At 68.4% G+C, this 13789-nt stretch carries 17 protein-coding genes and 1 tRNA gene; 5 read left to right on the top strand and 13 right to left on the bottom strand.

Features of this window, described 5'->3' with window-relative positions; translation table 11 throughout:
- Nucleotides 1–238: 238 nt before the first annotated feature.
- Both AC1DW0_RS13530 and AC1DW0_RS13525 read left to right on the top strand, forming a co-directional pair.
- Complete coding sequence (locus AC1DW0_RS13530; protein ID WP_457354539.1) at nucleotides 239–559, top strand: hypothetical protein; 321 nt, start codon at nucleotides 239–241, stop codon at nucleotides 557–559.
- Between the two features lie 70 nt (nucleotides 560–629).
- Nucleotides 630–1232 carry a hypothetical protein gene (locus AC1DW0_RS13525; RefSeq protein WP_457325670.1) on the top strand — a complete coding sequence of 201 codons (603 nt, stop codon included), beginning with the start codon at nucleotides 630–632 and terminating at the stop codon, nucleotides 1230–1232.
- A 48-nt stretch (nucleotides 1233–1280) separates the two neighbouring features.
- On the opposite strand, the gene AC1DW0_RS13520 is transcribed toward AC1DW0_RS13525, so the two are convergent.
- The 9 genes from AC1DW0_RS13520 to AC1DW0_RS13480 form a co-directional block, all read right to left on the bottom strand.
- On the bottom strand, nucleotides 1281–2069 hold the full coding sequence (locus tag AC1DW0_RS13520; RefSeq protein WP_056198905.1) for an ATP-binding cassette domain-containing protein: 789 nt from the start codon (nucleotides 2067–2069) through the stop codon (nucleotides 1281–1283).
- A 2-nt stretch (nucleotides 2070–2071) separates the two neighbouring features.
- Nucleotides 2072–2836, bottom strand: a complete 765-nt coding sequence (ssuC, locus tag AC1DW0_RS13515; protein WP_056198904.1) for an aliphatic sulfonate ABC transporter permease SsuC — start codon at nucleotides 2834–2836, stop codon at nucleotides 2072–2074.
- A gap of 4 nt (nucleotides 2837–2840) precedes the next feature.
- Nucleotides 2841–4013 carry an FMNH2-dependent alkanesulfonate monooxygenase gene (gene ssuD, locus AC1DW0_RS13510; RefSeq protein ID WP_457354537.1) on the bottom strand — a complete coding sequence of 391 codons (1173 nt, stop codon included), beginning with the start codon at nucleotides 4011–4013 and terminating at the stop codon, nucleotides 2841–2843.
- Nucleotides 4010–4957 carry an aliphatic sulfonate ABC transporter substrate-binding protein gene (locus tag AC1DW0_RS13505; protein WP_457354535.1) on the bottom strand — a complete coding sequence of 316 codons (948 nt, stop codon included), beginning with the start codon at nucleotides 4955–4957 and terminating at the stop codon, nucleotides 4010–4012. The genes ssuD and AC1DW0_RS13505 overlap by 4 nt, the downstream gene beginning before the upstream one ends.
- Complete coding sequence (locus AC1DW0_RS13500; RefSeq protein WP_457354533.1) at nucleotides 4954–5919, bottom strand: sulfonate ABC transporter substrate-binding protein; 966 nt, start codon at nucleotides 5917–5919, stop codon at nucleotides 4954–4956. The genes AC1DW0_RS13505 and AC1DW0_RS13500 overlap by 4 nt, the downstream gene beginning before the upstream one ends.
- A gap of 46 nt (nucleotides 5920–5965) precedes the next feature.
- Nucleotides 5966–6598, bottom strand: coding sequence for an NADPH-dependent FMN reductase (gene ssuE / locus AC1DW0_RS13495; protein ID WP_477946366.1), 633 nt, complete (start codon nucleotides 6596–6598; stop codon nucleotides 5966–5968).
- Between the two features lie 146 nt (nucleotides 6599–6744).
- A complete protein-coding gene (locus AC1DW0_RS13490; protein ID WP_477946364.1) occupies nucleotides 6745–7329 on the bottom strand; it encodes a YdeI/OmpD-associated family protein in 585 nt (194 codons plus the stop codon).
- Nucleotides 7322–8731, bottom strand: a complete 1410-nt coding sequence (locus AC1DW0_RS13485; RefSeq protein WP_477946362.1) for an MFS transporter — start codon at nucleotides 8729–8731, stop codon at nucleotides 7322–7324. The genes AC1DW0_RS13490 and AC1DW0_RS13485 overlap by 8 nt, the downstream gene beginning before the upstream one ends.
- Entirely contained in the window at nucleotides 8728–10578 is a 1851-nt protein-coding gene (locus tag AC1DW0_RS13480; protein WP_477946360.1) for an aspartyl protease family protein, read from the bottom strand. The genes AC1DW0_RS13485 and AC1DW0_RS13480 overlap by 4 nt, the downstream gene beginning before the upstream one ends.
- 51 nt (nucleotides 10579–10629) lie before the next feature.
- Between AC1DW0_RS13480 and AC1DW0_RS13475 the strand changes: the two genes are divergently transcribed.
- A complete protein-coding gene (locus AC1DW0_RS13475; RefSeq protein WP_457354525.1) occupies nucleotides 10630–11382 on the top strand; it encodes a helix-turn-helix domain-containing protein in 753 nt (250 codons plus the stop codon).
- Nucleotides 11383–11394: 12 nt separating this feature from the next.
- On the opposite strand, the gene AC1DW0_RS13470 is transcribed toward AC1DW0_RS13475, so the two are convergent.
- A complete protein-coding gene (locus tag AC1DW0_RS13470) occupies nucleotides 11395–11892 on the bottom strand; it encodes a DUF7482 domain-containing protein (RefSeq protein WP_056198881.1) in 498 nt (165 codons plus the stop codon).
- A 306-nt stretch (nucleotides 11893–12198) separates the two neighbouring features.
- Between AC1DW0_RS13470 and AC1DW0_RS13465 the strand changes: the two genes are divergently transcribed.
- Nucleotides 12199–12414: a hypothetical protein gene (locus AC1DW0_RS13465; RefSeq protein WP_457354523.1), complete on the top strand. Its 216-nt coding sequence runs from the start codon at nucleotides 12199–12201 to the stop codon at nucleotides 12412–12414.
- 18 nt (nucleotides 12415–12432) lie between these two features.
- Here AC1DW0_RS13465 and AC1DW0_RS13460 read toward each other — a convergent pair.
- Nucleotides 12433–12507, bottom strand: a tRNA-Arg gene (locus AC1DW0_RS13460).
- A gap of 101 nt (nucleotides 12508–12608) precedes the next feature.
- Here AC1DW0_RS13460 and AC1DW0_RS13455 point away from each other — a divergent pair.
- The gene (locus tag AC1DW0_RS13455; RefSeq protein WP_056198875.1) at nucleotides 12609–12956 is read left to right on the top strand and encodes a GFA family protein; all 348 of its coding nucleotides are present in this window, start codon (nucleotides 12609–12611) and stop codon (nucleotides 12954–12956) included.
- Nucleotides 12957–12960: 4 nt separating this feature from the next.
- On the opposite strand, the gene AC1DW0_RS13450 is transcribed toward AC1DW0_RS13455, so the two are convergent.
- Both AC1DW0_RS13450 and AC1DW0_RS13445 read right to left on the bottom strand, forming a co-directional pair.
- Nucleotides 12961–13284, bottom strand: coding sequence for a hypothetical protein (locus AC1DW0_RS13450; protein ID WP_457354521.1), 324 nt, complete (start codon nucleotides 13282–13284; stop codon nucleotides 12961–12963).
- A 78-nt stretch (nucleotides 13285–13362) separates the two neighbouring features.
- On the bottom strand, nucleotides 13363–13665 hold the full coding sequence (locus AC1DW0_RS13445) for a hypothetical protein (RefSeq protein WP_235532010.1): 303 nt from the start codon (nucleotides 13663–13665) through the stop codon (nucleotides 13363–13365).
- Between the last annotated feature and the right edge of the window lie 124 nt (nucleotides 13666–13789).

Below are 13789 nucleotides of genomic sequence, written 5' to 3'. Positions count from 1 at the left end.
CGCCGCCTGACGCCGCCGTACGGTGGGCGGTTCAGTCCAACAGGTTTATCCGCCGCCGCTATGCCGACACTTCTTCCAACCTCGCCTGGTCGGCGGATAAACGCTATTCGTTAGCCGTCTTATGCCCATATCAGCAGGCCGAATCTACGCCCTCGCTGCATTCAGCGTAGCCGCACTATTGCTGTATGTTTGGCTCTTCCAGAACTCAGTTCCTTTTGCGCCATTCACACTCGTCGCCTTGAGTGTCGGCGCCGCAATTGCGTCCGGAGCGTCGCGGCACGCACTTCTTCCAGAACACAAGACCGTTCCTGGTCTTCTCAGCCCCGCTCACGTTCGGCTTTACCTCCCCCGCCGTGCCTATCTCGGCTTCTGGCTTTCTCTCTTCTTGCTCTTCGGCCTCTTCGCCGCCGGGTTGTTTGCTCTCGGCAATCCTTCCCGTGAGCCATCTGCGGCGTGGCTACTACTTTTGTCAGGCTGGTGGTTCTTCGAGTTCTACTTTGCAGCGGCTATGCTCATCGTCGGCGTTGTTCCCGTCACCAATTCACCCCACATGCAATGAGAGCTTCAATTAATCATTCGCTGCAGCGGACGGATTCGCTGTCCGCTTAGCTCCCACGCTGGCCATCACCATGAAGCGATTGGTCTTAGTCTGCGTAGTCGGCCTCCACTGTATGGTTCAGGGAACGACGCTGCCGCCGATTGAAGTCTCTCAGCTCTTTCAAGATGCGGACATCGTCGCTTTGGTGGAGGTGACGTCTGGTGAGACGATTGGCACGGGCGAGAAGTCCTGCGGCGCCAAGTACTCGGCCTTGATAGTCGACGGATTCAAAGGCGCTTCAGCCGGGGCAACTATTGAGTTTGGGAACTACTACGGCTACGAAATTGGAAATCGCTACGTCCTGTTCCTTGTGGGGCCTGGGAGCAGGCACGAGCCAGTGATGAGTGCCAATTCCATGCATCGCGACGCTGAGGCCGAGCACGAGAAGCGGTGTGCCTCCCGCCTTCGCAGGAACACCGTGATGCACAGCGGAAACGGTGCATTGAGAGTTCATTGGGTTGCTGACTTCCAATACAAGGACGGCGTCGCGGTGCCCACGCGCTATGTTGTTTTGCCAAGCGCCGTCTCCACAATTCCAGCGAAGGTCACGGAGACAAACGTATTCTCTGGTGAGGTTTGGGTACGCCTGCCCGAGCTGGTTAATGTGCTCAGAGGCATGGCAAGTGAGGGCTAGCAAGTCAACCGACACGGACTTCCTGCCGGCCGCCGGCCATTTCCGGCGCTAAGCCAAAGCCGGGTGGCCGACGATCTGCCGCAGCACCCGCTCCTCCAGCTCCGCAAACCCTGCCGCCGTGCGAGAGCGCGGCCGTGGCAGCGAGACCGTCGCATCCAGCGCGATGCCGCCGCGGTCGATCAGCAGCACGCGGTCGGCCAGGGCCACGGCCTCGGCGACATCGTGGGTGACGAGCAGGGCCGTGAAGCCGTGATGGCGCCAGAGCTGCTCGATGAGGCGGTGCATCTCCAGCCGGGTCAGCGCATCCAGCGCGCCCAACGGCTCGTCAAGCAGCAGCAGGCGAGGGCGGTGCACGAGCGCGCGGGCGAGGGCCACGCGTTGGCGCTGGCCGCCTGACAGCGTCGCCGGCCAGTCGCTGCCGCGGCCGGCGAGGCCAACCTGGGACAGTGCCTCCATCGCGCGGTCCCTGGCATCGGGGCCGGCGAGGCCGAGCGCGACGTTGTCGACAACGCGCTTCCAGGGCAGCAGGCGGGCGTCCTGGAACATCAGCCGGCGCTCGCCCGCCGTGCCCGCTTCGACAAGGCCGGCGCTCGGCGAGTCCAGCCCGGCGATGAGCCGCAGCAGCGTGCTCTTGCCGCAGCCGCTGCGGCCCACCAGCGCGACGAACTCGCCCGGCGCGACGGTCAGGTCCAGGTCCTGCAGCACATGGCGTGTGCCGAAGGATTTGGCAACGCCGCGCAGTTGCAGCGCCAGGCCCTGCGAGGTGCTGCGCGCCGGCGTATCGGCAACCACGGGCTCACGCGGCAGCACGGGCGTGTCGAATTCAGTGAGCCACATGATCAGTTCCCCTCGGCGGCATAGCCGCGGTGCCAGGGCAGCCAGGCCTTCTCCAGCCCGCGCGCGACGACGTCGGCCAGCTTGCCGAGCACGGCGTAGAGCAGGATGCCGACCAGCACGATGTCGGTCTGCAGGAATTCGCGCGCATTCATCGTCAGGTAGCCGATGCCGGCCTGGGCCGACAGCGTCTCAGCGACGATCAGCAGCACCCACATCAGCCCGAGCGAGAAGCGCAGGCCGACGAGGATGGACGGCAAGGCGCCGGGCAGGATGACCTGCCGGTAGAGCTGGAAGCCCGACAGGCCGTAGCTGCGCGCCATCTCGATGAGGTCGCGGTCGACGTTGCGGATGCCGTGGAAGGTGTTCAGGTAGACCGGGAAGAACACACCCACGGCGACCAGCACCAGCTTGGCGGCTTCGTCGATGCCGAACCACAGGATGACCAGCGGGATCAAGGCCAGCGCGGGGATGTTGCGCACCATCTGCAGCGTCGTGTCCAGCAGCGTCTCGGCCGCGCGCCAGGTGCCGGTCAGCAGGCCCAGCAACAGGCCGAGGCCGCCGCCGATGGCCAGCGCCGAGAAGGCCCGCGCCGTGCTGACGGCGACGTGATGCGCCAATTCGCCCGAGCGCAGCAGCTGCCAAAAGGCGGCCAGCACCGCGGCGGGCTCGGGCAGGATGCGCGCAGACAGCACCCCGCTGCGCGAGGCGATCTCCCAGGCGACGAGGAGAGCTGCGGGCAGCAGCCAGGGGATGAGGCGGCGCAACATCGGTTCAGCTCGCGGAAACGGCCTTGGGCACGTAGCTGTTGGCCACGACTTCGCCGAACGGGCCGGTCAGCACGGGCGCGGTGAGCTTCTCGCGCACGCCCAGCGGCAGCAGCGGGAACACCAGTTCCGCAAAGCGGTGAGCCTCGTCCAGATGCGGATAGCCGCTGAGGATGAAGTACTCCAGGCCGATGTCCGAGTATTCCTTGATGCGGTCCGCCACCTGCTGCGGGCTGCCCACCAGGGCCGTGCCCGCGCCACCGCGCACCAGGCCCACGCCGGCCCACAGATTCGGCGCGATCTCCAGCCCCTGGCGCACATCGGCCTTGTTGAACTGGCCACCATGCAGTTCGGCCATGCGGCGCTGGCCGACCGAGTCCATGGTCTTGAAGCGCGCCTGGGCGGCGGTGACGGTGGTTTCGTCCAGCTCGGACAGCAGCTCGCCGGCGGCGCGCCAGGCTTCATCTTCGGTCTCGCGCACGATGACATGCAGGCGGATGCCGTAGTGCAGGCGGCGGCCTCGTGCCGCGGCGCGTTCGCGCACGTCGGCGAGTTTTTTCTCGACCTCGGCCGGGGGTTCGCCCCAGGTCAGGTAGGTGTCGACCTGCTCCGCAGCCAGGTCGTGCGCCGGGCCTGAGGAGCCGCCGAAGAACACCGGCGGGTAGGGCTTGTTGATGGGCGGGTAGAGCACCTTGCCGCCCTTGACGCTGAGATGCTCACCATCCAGGTCCAGCGGCTCGCCGGTGTGCGAGCGGGCCAGCAGTTCGCGCCAGATGCGGATGAACTCGGCGCTCTGCTCGTAGCGCGCCGCGTGATCGAGGAACTGCCCGTCGCCGGCCAACTCGTCGGGGTCGCCGCCGGTGACAAGGTTGACGAGCAGGCGGCCGCCCGAGAGGCGGTCCAGCGTGGCGGCCATGCGGGCGCTCTGCGACGGCGCGACGAGGCCGGGCCGCAGCGCGACAAGGAACTTCAGGTTCTTGGTGGCGTCGATGAGGCTGGCCGCGACGATCCACGAGTCTTCGCAGCTGCGGCCGGTGGGCAGCAGCACACCCTCGTAGCCGAGGCTGTCGGCGGCAATGGCGATCTGCTTGAAGTAGGCATGGTCGGCCACGCGGGCGCCGCGCGAGCTGCCGAGATAGCGGCTGTCGCCGTGGGTGGGGATGAACCAGAAGATCTTCATGCTTTCACCTGTGCAATGGCATCGGCAACGCGGATGGGGCGGGGGATCAGCGCGAGCTCGGCGAAGGCGTCGGCCACCTGCTGCTGCTCGCGGACCAGGTCGGGCGTCAGCGGACCGACGGGCGCGGCACCGCGGCGCTCGACCATGCGTTGCACGATCGCCGTGGGCAGGCCGGCGAATTCGGCATAGCGCTGCACCGCGTCCTTGCGATCGGTGCGCACGCGCGTGTCGGTGTCGGTCAGGGCCTGGAACAGCGCCTTCACCAGGGCCGGTTGCTGGCTCAGCGCGCGCGACGCCAAGTAGAAGGTGTTGTTGCTCGTCAGGCCGCGGCTGGTGGCCAGCGCGCGCAGCTCGCCGCTGATCTCGGCGGCGGCGTAGTAGGGGTCCCACACGGCCCAGGCGTCGACCGAGCCGCGCTCGAAGGCGGCGCGGGCGTCGGCGGGTGGCAGGTAGACAGGCTGGATGTCGGCCCAGGCCAGGCCAGCCTTCTTCACAGCCTGCACGGTCAGGAAGTGGGCGCTGCTGCCCTTCTGCAGCGCCACGCGTCGGCCCTTCAGGTCGGCCAGCGTCTTCAGCGGCGAGTCGGGCTTGACGAGCACGGCCGAGCTGTCCGGCTTGGGCGGCTCGGCGCCCACGTAGACAACGTCTTTGCCCGCGGCCTGCGCGAACACCGGTGGCGCGTCGCCGGTGGCGCCGAGGTCGACGCTGCCCAGTGCCAGGGCCTCCAGCAACTGCGGGCCGGCGGGGAACTCGGTCCACTGGATGCGGGTGCCAGGCAAACGCTGCTCCAGCAGACCGTAGCTCTTCAGCAGGGCGAGGTTGAGCGAGCCCTTCTGGAAGCCAATGCGAAGTTGCGTGGGTGCGTCGGCCTTGGCGCGCGTCCAGACGGCGGCCGTCGTGGCCAGGATGGCGATGGCAGCACGGCGCGTGGCGTGGGCGCTCATCGCGTGGCCTCCGCAACGGTGGTGGCGGGCAGCGCGTCGGCGACGCGGATGGGCTTGGGAATCAGGCCGAGGGCGTGGAAGGCATCGGCGATCTTTTGCTGCTCGGCGGCGACGGCCGGGGTCAGCGGCTTCACGCCGAACTGGTAGCGCGTCAGGCTCTTCTCGACGACCTCGGGCTCCAGTCCCTGCAGCGGCGCGATGACAGCCGCTGCGGCCTTGACGTTGGCCTTCACATAGGCGGCCTGGGCCTGGTTGTCATCGAACAGCGCCTGGATGACCTGCGGGTGCTGCTGCGCGAAGCCACGCTCGGCCAGGTAATAGGCGTAGTTGTTGACCAGGCCGCGGCCGTCCTGCAGCAGGCGCGCACCGCTCTGCTTTTCGACGGCGGCGAGGAAGGGGTCCCAGATCACCCAGGCATCCACCGCACCTCGCTCGAAGGCGGCGCGTGCATCGGCCGGCGGCAGGTAGACGGGCTGCACGTCGCTGTACTTCAAGCCCTGCTTCTCCAGCGCCTTCACGAGCAGGTAGTGCACGTTGCTGCCCTTGTTCAGCGCGATCTTCTTGCCCTTCAGGTCGGCCAGCGTCCTGATGGCGGAATCCTTGGGCACGACGATGGCTTCGGCCTCAGGCGCGGCGGGATCAAAGCCGATGTAGACGAAGCGCGCGCCGGCGGCCTGCGCAAAGATGGGCGGCGCCTCGCCGACAAAGCCCACGTCGACGGCGCCGACGTTCAGGCCCTCGAGCAGCTGCGGGCCGGCCGGGAACTCCACCCACTTCACGGCGACGCCGAGGGAGCTGAGCTTCTTCTCGAGCGAGCCCGAGGACTTCTGCAGCGTCAACAGGCTGGCGGATTTCTGGAAGCCGATGCGTAACGTTGTCTGGGCAGAAGCGTGCAGGCTGGTGGCCGCGATCAGCAGCGGCGCGGTCCAGCGGAAGACATGTCGAAGAGAGCGGAAAAGCATGAAGAGCGTCCTGTGCAAAAAGATCCCGGCGCTCGGGCGCACCCGATCAGCGCCCGAGCGCCGGGATGAAGTCGCCGGTCCCGTGCGGGAGGCGAGGAGACAAGCGGTGGTGAAGCTGGCCTTGCGGCGTCGACAGCTGAGTGGGCTCTGGCGAGTTCCGCATTCGTGGCGTCAGCGGAGCGAGGGCACGGTCCAGCCGTGCAATCAGATCGGGCTCCGGCACGAAGCCGCCGGCCTCATGACGGCGCAATTGAGCGTCAGTGGCGAATACGCCGTCGAGCACATGGCGGGCGCCCAGGGCCGACAGCACGGGCTTGAGGGCGTAGTCCAGTGCCAGGAAATGAGCCGCGCTGCCACCCGTGGCCAGCGGCAGCACGACCTTGTCTCGCAGCGCATCGGGCGGGAGCAGATCGAGGAAGACCTTGAGCAGGCCGCTGTAGGCCGCCTTGTAGATGGGTGTGCCGACGACGACCAGGTCGGCCTGCTCGACGGCCTGCACGGCGGCGGCTATCGCCCGGTCCTGCACGTCCGCCGTCAGCAGCGCTGCGGCGGGCAGCTCGCGCACGAGGATGTCGTCGTGATGCGTGGCGCGGCCTTCCAGGCGCGTCAGCGCGAACTGCGTGAGCCAGGCGGAGCGCGAGCGTTCGCTGGGGCTGGCTGAGAGGCTGGTGATGTGCATGGCGGCCGGTGTCGGTTGATGCCTTGCACGATAGGGAAACCGCCTTCCTCGCGGAACGAAGGAAAGCGGGGATGCTTATTCGCAGAGCGTTGGCGCGTGTTTGGCTGGCGGCCCGTGCACGACGGTTGCGCCACAGCACCGCGGGCCTAGCTGGTGCCGCGTTCAACGGTCGCGCAAGCCCCCTCGAGGGTGTCGATCAGCTTCGCGAGCTGCACCTGTCTGGCCCGTTCATCGCGCGCCGTCAGCAGCTTCAGGATCCATGCGTATTGACGCGTGCGGCCGAGCGACTCGAACGCCGCGCTGGCGAGCGGGTGGCTCGCCAGCGCGACGGCCAGGTCGTGCGGAATGCCGGCGGTGCGCTGCGGCGCATAGGCGGCGGCCCAGCGGCCGTCGGCCCGGGCTGCATCGATCTCGGCCTGGCCCGTGGCCCGCATGCGGCCCGCGGCAGCCAGCACCGCCACCTTGTCCACATTGATCTGCGACCAGCGGCTGCCCGGGCGGCGAGGCACGTACTTCTGCAGGTAGTGGCGCTCGTCCAGCGCCCTGCGTTGGCCGGAGATCCAGCCGAAGCAAAGGCCCACGTCGACCGCCTCGTCGCTCGTCAGCGAGGGCAGGCCCGACCCCTTCCTGGCGATCTTGAGCCAGACGCCACCCTGGAGATCGACATGCGCCTCCAGCCAGGCCTCGAATTCGGCGGCGTCGCGAAAAGCGATCACCGGTGCTTCAGCCATGGCCGTCGTCCGGCGCCTGCCGCCAGCCGAGCACGATGAACAGGGTGAGCGCAATGCCCGCCGCAATCGTGCAGGCGGCGTGGGCGATCCCCTGAGCACGCGCCGCGCGCAGCGCCTGCGCGGCCACCCCGCCGCTGGCGTGGTTGGCAATCAACACCAGCACCGCGAGGCCGACGGCCGCACCGATGCCTGAAGCGGTGGAGACGATGCCCGAGGCCACGCCTTGCCGGTCGTCTGGGACACCCTGGGCCGCCGCGATGAACATGGCCGTGAACATGGCACCGTCGCCGAGGCTGACGACCACCATGCCGGGCAGCAGGTCCAGGTAGCCGGCGTCGGGCCGGGCGGCCAGGCCGATCATGAGCGCGCCGGCGGCGCCCACGAGCAGCGCGCCTGCCATCGTGCGGCGCAGGCCGAAGCGGGTGGCCAGCCGACCGGCTGCCGCCGACGCCCCGGTCACGACGGCCGTGGGCACCAGGAAGGCCAGGCCGGCGTGCAGGGCGTCGTAGCCGAGCACATCCTGAAAGAAGAGGGACAGGAAGTAGAGCAGCGTGCCGAAGGTGGCCATGAACAGTGCGGCGGTGACAGCGGCGAGTGCAAGCCAGCCGTTTCGCAACAGGGCCAGCGGCAGGATCGGGTCGGCGCTGCGCCGCTCGACGGCGACGAAGGCCCCGGCCAGCGCGAGCCCGGCGAGCAGGGCTGCGAGGATCCATGGCGATGTCCAGCCCAGCTCGGGCCCCTGGACCAGGGCCAGGACGATGAGCGTGACGCAGGCCGTGGCGCTGATTGCGCCGGGAAGGTCGAACGGCCGCGACAGGTCGAGCGGCCCGTCGTGCGCGATCAGCGCGAAGGTGGCCGCCAGCGCCGCGCCGGCGAGGGGCACGTTGACGAGGAAGACGGCCCGCCACCCGAAGCCGCTGGTCAGCGCCCCGCCCGCCAGCACGCCGACCACCAGCCCAGCCGCGCCCGCGCCGGCCCAGAAGCCGAGTGCCTGGTTGCGGGCCGGGCCTTGTTTGAACAGCACGTTGATCAGCGCCAGGGTACTGGGGAACACGAGGGCGCCGCCGAGGCCCTGGAAGGCACGGGCCACCAGTTGTTGCGCCGTGCCGGTCGCCAGGCCTCCGGCCAGGGACGCCAGGCAGTACAGCAACAGGCCCACGGCCAGAACCCTGCGCCGGCCCAGCAGGTCCGACGCGCGGCCGCCGAGCAGCAGGAAACCGCTCGACGCGATCGCGTAGGCACTGATGACCGATTGCAGTGTCTGGGACGAGTAGCCCAGGTCCCGGCCGATGTCCGGCAGCGCAACCACCACGATGTACTGGTCGAGCGAGACGATGAACATGGCCAGCGACAGCAGCAGCAGGACGGCGCGTGTTCGCCGGCGTTCGTCGTGGTCGCTCACAGCCGCTCCCGTAGCACCAGCACGACGCTGCGTGGCTCGGTGCCGCGCTGCATGCCCAGCGTGATGCGATCGCCATCCGCCCGGGTGCGCAGCAGCGCCCGTGTCGCGGACAGCTCATCGGCCCGCGCCGCCCGGCCATCGAGGGTGAGGAGCCGGTCACCGACGGCAACCCCTGCCGCCTCCGCCGGGCCGCCGGGAGAGACGTGGGCCACGACGAAGCCCTCGTCGGCCGCGTTGAGCCACATGCCCGAGCGATCGAAGCGGCCCGCGTCGACAGGCGGCGGCACGATGGGCTTGAGGTACATGCGCTGGCGCGAGTAGTCGAAGCTGGTCACGAAGCGCTTGAGCAGCCCGCTGCCGATGTTGCCGTCGAAGTTGGCATCGCTGAAGGAGCCGGCCCTGGCGCCCGACAGCGCCGCCACCGGTGCGGTGATGGTGACCGGCCCGATCGACAGCGACGGCAGGCGCACGACCTCCGACATCGAGGGGCCGCCGACGCCCCAGCCGGTCATGGCGGTGATGGCGCCGGGGAAGCGTTCGCGCAGGCGGCGGGCGGCGACGAAGGGGCTCGTGAGGTCCACCTCGCTGCGCGAGCCGGTGTCGATGTCGAACAGCGCCGGGATGTCGCCCACGCGGCCTTCGACCTGCGGCAGGTGGTCGTAGAACTTGAAGGGGATGGCCGTGCCCGCGTCGCCGGCATCGAAGGCGTCAAAGCGGCTGAACGTCAACGTGCTGTGCTGGTAGTCGACGCGCAGCGCCAGGCGGCGCAGCAGCTCGAAGCCGACCATGCCGTCGACCCGGATGCCTTCGACCGCCGGGTCGTAGATGTCCATGGTGATCGCCGTCTGGTCGTGCATGCGGACCGGGCCGAGCGCGATCTCGCGCACCTTCGCATAGCCGCTGGTCGTCGTCTTCTCGCCGACGCCCGCCGACGGTGAGGCGCCCTGGGCGTCGAGACCCGCCTCGGCCACCACGCGGGACGAAAGGATGGTGTGGCCGCCCGTGTCGACGATGAAGGTGTAGGGACCGTGGCCGTTGACGTGCGCCTCGACGTAGATGTGGTTGTTCAGCAGCCGGAACGGGACGCTGGCCCGGCGGGCGCCGTCGGCCAGGGTGACGCCTTGTGGTGGGTCGGCCGGCATGGCGTAGGCGGTGCGGGGCCGCCGCGGTGGCGAGCTGACGTCGAGCAGCCGCATCGTCGCCAGGCCGGACTCGCCGGTGCCGCCGTCGATGATGACGCGGCCAGCCAACTGCGCGCCGCCCTGGCGGACGTAGTCCTCGTAGGTCGTGCGGGTGTCGAAGAACATCTGGCGCTCGGCGATGCGGGCGAGCAGCCCGCTGCCGGCGTCGAACCAGGCGTCAAAACGCAAACCGCCGCGAGGCATCACGGCGAGATGCTCCAGCGTGCGGCCGTCCAGCGTCTCGCGGCCCAGCGCCTCGATGCGGGCGCCGCCGCGATCCGGGCGCCACCACAGGTTGGCCAGCCGGTAGGCTTCGTTGATCGCCAGGCGCACCCGGTCACCGCCCTGTTGGGGCGTGTAGGCGCCAGAGATGTCGCGCATCCAGGGCAGGCGGCCGTCGAAGCCGTTCGCCACCGTGATCGGGCCGAGTTCACTGTCCGTGACGAAGGCGCCGCTGGCGGTGTCGAACCGCGTGATGACGGTGCCAACCAGCCCCTGGCCCGAATAGGCGTAGCGCAAGGCCAGGCTGCCTGCCTTGGCGGGTTCGCCTGTCGCCGCCCGGTGCGCGGCCAGCACGTGCTGTGCGGTGGCTGCACCCGACATGCACGGCAGGGCCAGCAGGGCGGCGGCCGTCCACAAGGCGCGCAAACTCGAAAACATGGTCATGCAGGCATCCCTCAGAATGAGGCCAGTTTGTGGCCGATTGCATAGCCTGTCTTGAACCGAATTCACCTGCCAAAGGGAGCACCTGGCGGACCCGGCGCGCCCGGCGCCTGCCGCCCGCTGACCGCCGGGCCGATGCGCCATCCGCCGCGCGAGCGGCTGGGCCGGCACCGGCATGACGAAGCCTTCGTCGCCCTGGTGCTCGCCGGCGGCTATGTCGAGGCGGGCGACACGGGGCGGCACCACTTGCGGGCGGGGGATGTACTCGCCCACCGCCGCTGGGAGTACCACCTGGACGAAGTGGCCGGCAGTGGCGCCCAGGTGCTGATCCTGCCCTTGCCCACCGCCTGGGAAGCTGCCACCCATGCCGCCGCCAGCGATCCGGACGCGGTGGTTCGGCTGGCGGAACGGGACCTGCATGCGGCGCTGGACCTGCTGACCGCCAGCCTGACGGAGTTGCCGATTCCCGCTTCGGACTGGCCCGACCTGCTGGCGGCACGGCTGCGCCAGGATCCTGATGCACCGGTGGCTTCGTGGGCGCGCGAACTCGGCCTGCACCCGGGCAGCCTTGCGCGCGGCTTTCGTCAGGTCTTTGGTGTGACGCCGGCGGCTTACCGCCTGTTCCAGCGTACCCATCGCGCGCTCGGCCACATCGCCCGGGGCGACGCCGGCCTGGCCGCCGTGGCCGCGCAGTGCCGCTTCGCCGACCAGGCGCACATGAGCCGCGCCATCCGCCGGATGACCGGGCTGGCGCCCTCCCAACTGCGCGGCACCCTCAGTGACGGGGGCGACCGGCCGAAGGGATGATGTCTTGCTGGCTCAGCGCACGCCCTGTAGCGCGGCGCCACGTGCCCGCACGACGGGCCAGTTCGCGACGATCTTGGTGGGAGTCAGCTGGACCTCGCCCTTTTCCTCGGCCGCCAGCACGGCCTCCTCGGATTTGAGCGTGTGCGGTGTGACGCCGGGCTTCCAGCGCACCATGACCAGCACCCACAGCGGGCTGTAGGTCGCGTCCGCATTGGCGCCGCCCACGGGCCGCGGGATGGAGGGCAATACGGTGGCCTGCTCGTCGCCCGGGAACTTGTAGGCCTTCTCGACGGGCATGCCGGGCTTGAGCGTCTGGGCCAGGGCGGGCACGTAGTTGATGCCCTGCTTCTTGGCGATGCCGGGGTCGGAGATGTCCGTGCTGACGTAATGCACGATCTCGCCCTCGAACCACGCTTCCTTCAGGGGCAGGGTGACTTCGTCGGCTGCCCAGCTGGTGGCTGTGCCCAGCAGCAGGGCAGCACTCAGTGCACGGATGACGGGTTTAGGCATTGCGGTTCCTCGTAGAAGGCGAGACGCGATTCTTGCGCACTGGCGGCAGCTCTGATCGAGCGCCTGGACCTCAAGAATGCCGGACGATCTCAACACCCACGTTGACGAGGATCAGTTGGCCCACCCATCAAGCGGCGGATTTCGCATTGAGCCGCCTGTCATCGATGCCCGGCGGCCCGGGCAGCCAGCTGTGTCTGCAGCTGCGTTGATACAGCCGAGTGAACTTGCGCCCCTTCTGTGCCTTTGCAACAGCGTGGGCGGTGCCTATCGTGATTCATCGCTTTCGAGCCTCACGAAGGAGCACCCATGCAACGTAGCGCTACCTTGTTCCCAAAATCTGTCGTCACCGGCTCGACGTCGCGCTTGGGCGCATGGCTGCTGAACCTGAGGGACGCGTTCACACGGGATGACGACGAGCGCTTTCTTAGCGAAGCCCGGGATCTCGCCGATCTGGAAAGACGGCTGCGACGCCTGGAACAGGGCCGCTCAGAGCGCTTTGGCCCGCTTCCTGGCGTTTTGTGAGGCCGCATCGATGCTTCGTGGTCCCTCCGACAGGAATCGAACCTGTATCTGCCGCTTAGGAGGCGGCCGTTCTATCCATTGAACTACGGAGAGCACCGTTGGCGCCGTGAAGGCGCCGGTCAGGCGGCGCGCATTCTCGCATGGGGTCTCGCGGGCTTTCTGGCAGCATCCGCCTACTCAAGGAGACACGCGACATGACGCACCAAGGAAGCTGCCACTGCGGCCACATCAAGTTCGAGGTCGAGGGCGAGATCGGCTCCGCCTTGTCCTGCAACTGTTCGATCTGCCAGCGCAAGGGATCGCTGCTTTGGTTCGTGCCGCGCAGCGCATTGAAACTGCTGACGCCGGAGCAGAACGCCAGCAGCTACACCTTCAACAAGCATGTCATCCAGCATCGCTTCTGCCCGACCTGTGGCATGCATCCCTATGGCGAAGGCAAGGGGCCGGACGGCTCGGCGATGGCAGCCATCAACATCCGCTGCCTGGAGGACATCGACCTGAAGGCCGTGCCCGTCACGGAGTTTGACGGGCGCTCGAAATAGGCCTTTAGAACTGCGCGACCAGATGGGGTTGGCCGGCCACCTGCGTCAGCACGCGGCGCGGCTGGTGCAGGGTGCCGCCACGCGTCGCGCGTGCCACGGCGGCCTGGACGGCGTCCAGCAGGGCGGTGAGAAGCGGGCGCTCGCCATTGCAACGCGAGCGGGGAATGACCAGGGCGAGGTCCATGGCCTCGCTGCCTTGCAGTTCCAGGCTGGCGTGAACGACCAGCGTGGACGGGGTACTGAGGGAGACGTCGAGATCGGCATCGACAAGATCGGCGGCGACCGGCAGATGGGGCACGGTCTGCGCAGAGAGTGAGTCTGTGAACATGGCCTGAATCCTCGCGGAGGGTCTTGGCGCCCGCTGTCGGGCAGACCAGGGTGGGGCTGTAGGACGGCGCCTGATTGCTCAGGAATGCATCACCGGCAGGGCCTGCTTGACGGTCGGTTTGTCGAACAGGCGGCCGATCAGTGCCCGCGCAAAAAAGTAGTCGTTGCGCAGCTTGTCGCCGAGGGCATCAAGGCCGACGCGGCCCTGGCGGTCGCAGGGAATGTCCAGGCCGGCGCCCTGGTAGGTCAGCGGCTCGAAGTGCAGCAGATGGGTGAGCTCTGGCTCAGCCCGCAGGGTTTCGGCGATGGTCGCCTTGTGCGCGGACTGAGGAAGCGGCAGCGAAGCGGGTGCTGTTGGCGTAGTGAGCTGGACCTGGGTCATGGTGAACCTCCATCGGAATCAACAGGGGTTGATGAAACAACTTTGGTCTCAACGGGGTTTCAGATGTGTAGGCAGGCCGGGATGCCGAATGGCAAACGAAACGCGTCGCTTTGTAGGACGCCGC

Source organism: Roseateles sp. P4_D2, assembly GCF_056401875.1.
The sequence above is the reverse complement of the archived record's forward strand: the minus strand, read 5'-3'. Positions and strand labels throughout refer to the sequence as shown.

Coding starts and splice junctions, on each gene's coding strand:
- AC1DW0_RS13505 (WP_457354535.1), bottom strand. CDS start 4,957: ATGAGCGCCCACGCCACGCGCCGTGCTGCCATCGCCATCCTGGCCACG.
- AC1DW0_RS13450 (WP_457354521.1), bottom strand. CDS start 13,284: ATGTTCACAGACTCACTCTCTGCGCAGACCGTGCCCCATCTGCCGGTC.
- AC1DW0_RS13480 (WP_477946360.1), bottom strand. CDS start 10,578: ATGACCATGTTTTCGAGTTTGCGCGCCTTGTGGACGGCCGCCGCCCTG.
- AC1DW0_RS13470 (WP_056198881.1), bottom strand. CDS start 11,892: ATGCCTAAACCCGTCATCCGTGCACTGAGTGCTGCCCTGCTGCTGGGC.
- AC1DW0_RS13500 (WP_457354533.1), bottom strand. CDS start 5,919: ATGCTTTTCCGCTCTCTTCGACATGTCTTCCGCTGGACCGCGCCGCTG.
- AC1DW0_RS13465 (WP_457354523.1), top strand. CDS start 12,199: ATGCAACGTAGCGCTACCTTGTTCCCAAAATCTGTCGTCACCGGCTCG.
- AC1DW0_RS13445 (WP_235532010.1), bottom strand. CDS start 13,665: ATGACCCAGGTCCAGCTCACTACGCCAACAGCACCCGCTTCGCTGCCG.
- AC1DW0_RS13525 (WP_457325670.1), top strand. CDS start 630: ATGAAGCGATTGGTCTTAGTCTGCGTAGTCGGCCTCCACTGTATGGTT.
- ssuC (WP_056198904.1), bottom strand. CDS start 2,836: ATGTTGCGCCGCCTCATCCCCTGGCTGCTGCCCGCAGCTCTCCTCGTC.
- ssuE (WP_477946366.1), bottom strand. CDS start 6,598: ATGCACATCACCAGCCTCTCAGCCAGCCCCAGCGAACGCTCGCGCTCC.
- AC1DW0_RS13490 (WP_477946364.1), bottom strand. CDS start 7,329: ATGGCTGAAGCACCGGTGATCGCTTTTCGCGACGCCGCCGAATTCGAG.
- ssuD (WP_457354537.1), bottom strand. CDS start 4,013: ATGAAGATCTTCTGGTTCATCCCCACCCACGGCGACAGCCGCTATCTC.
- AC1DW0_RS13455 (WP_056198875.1), top strand. CDS start 12,609: ATGACGCACCAAGGAAGCTGCCACTGCGGCCACATCAAGTTCGAGGTC.
- AC1DW0_RS13520 (WP_056198905.1), bottom strand. CDS start 2,069: ATGTGGCTCACTGAATTCGACACGCCCGTGCTGCCGCGTGAGCCCGTG.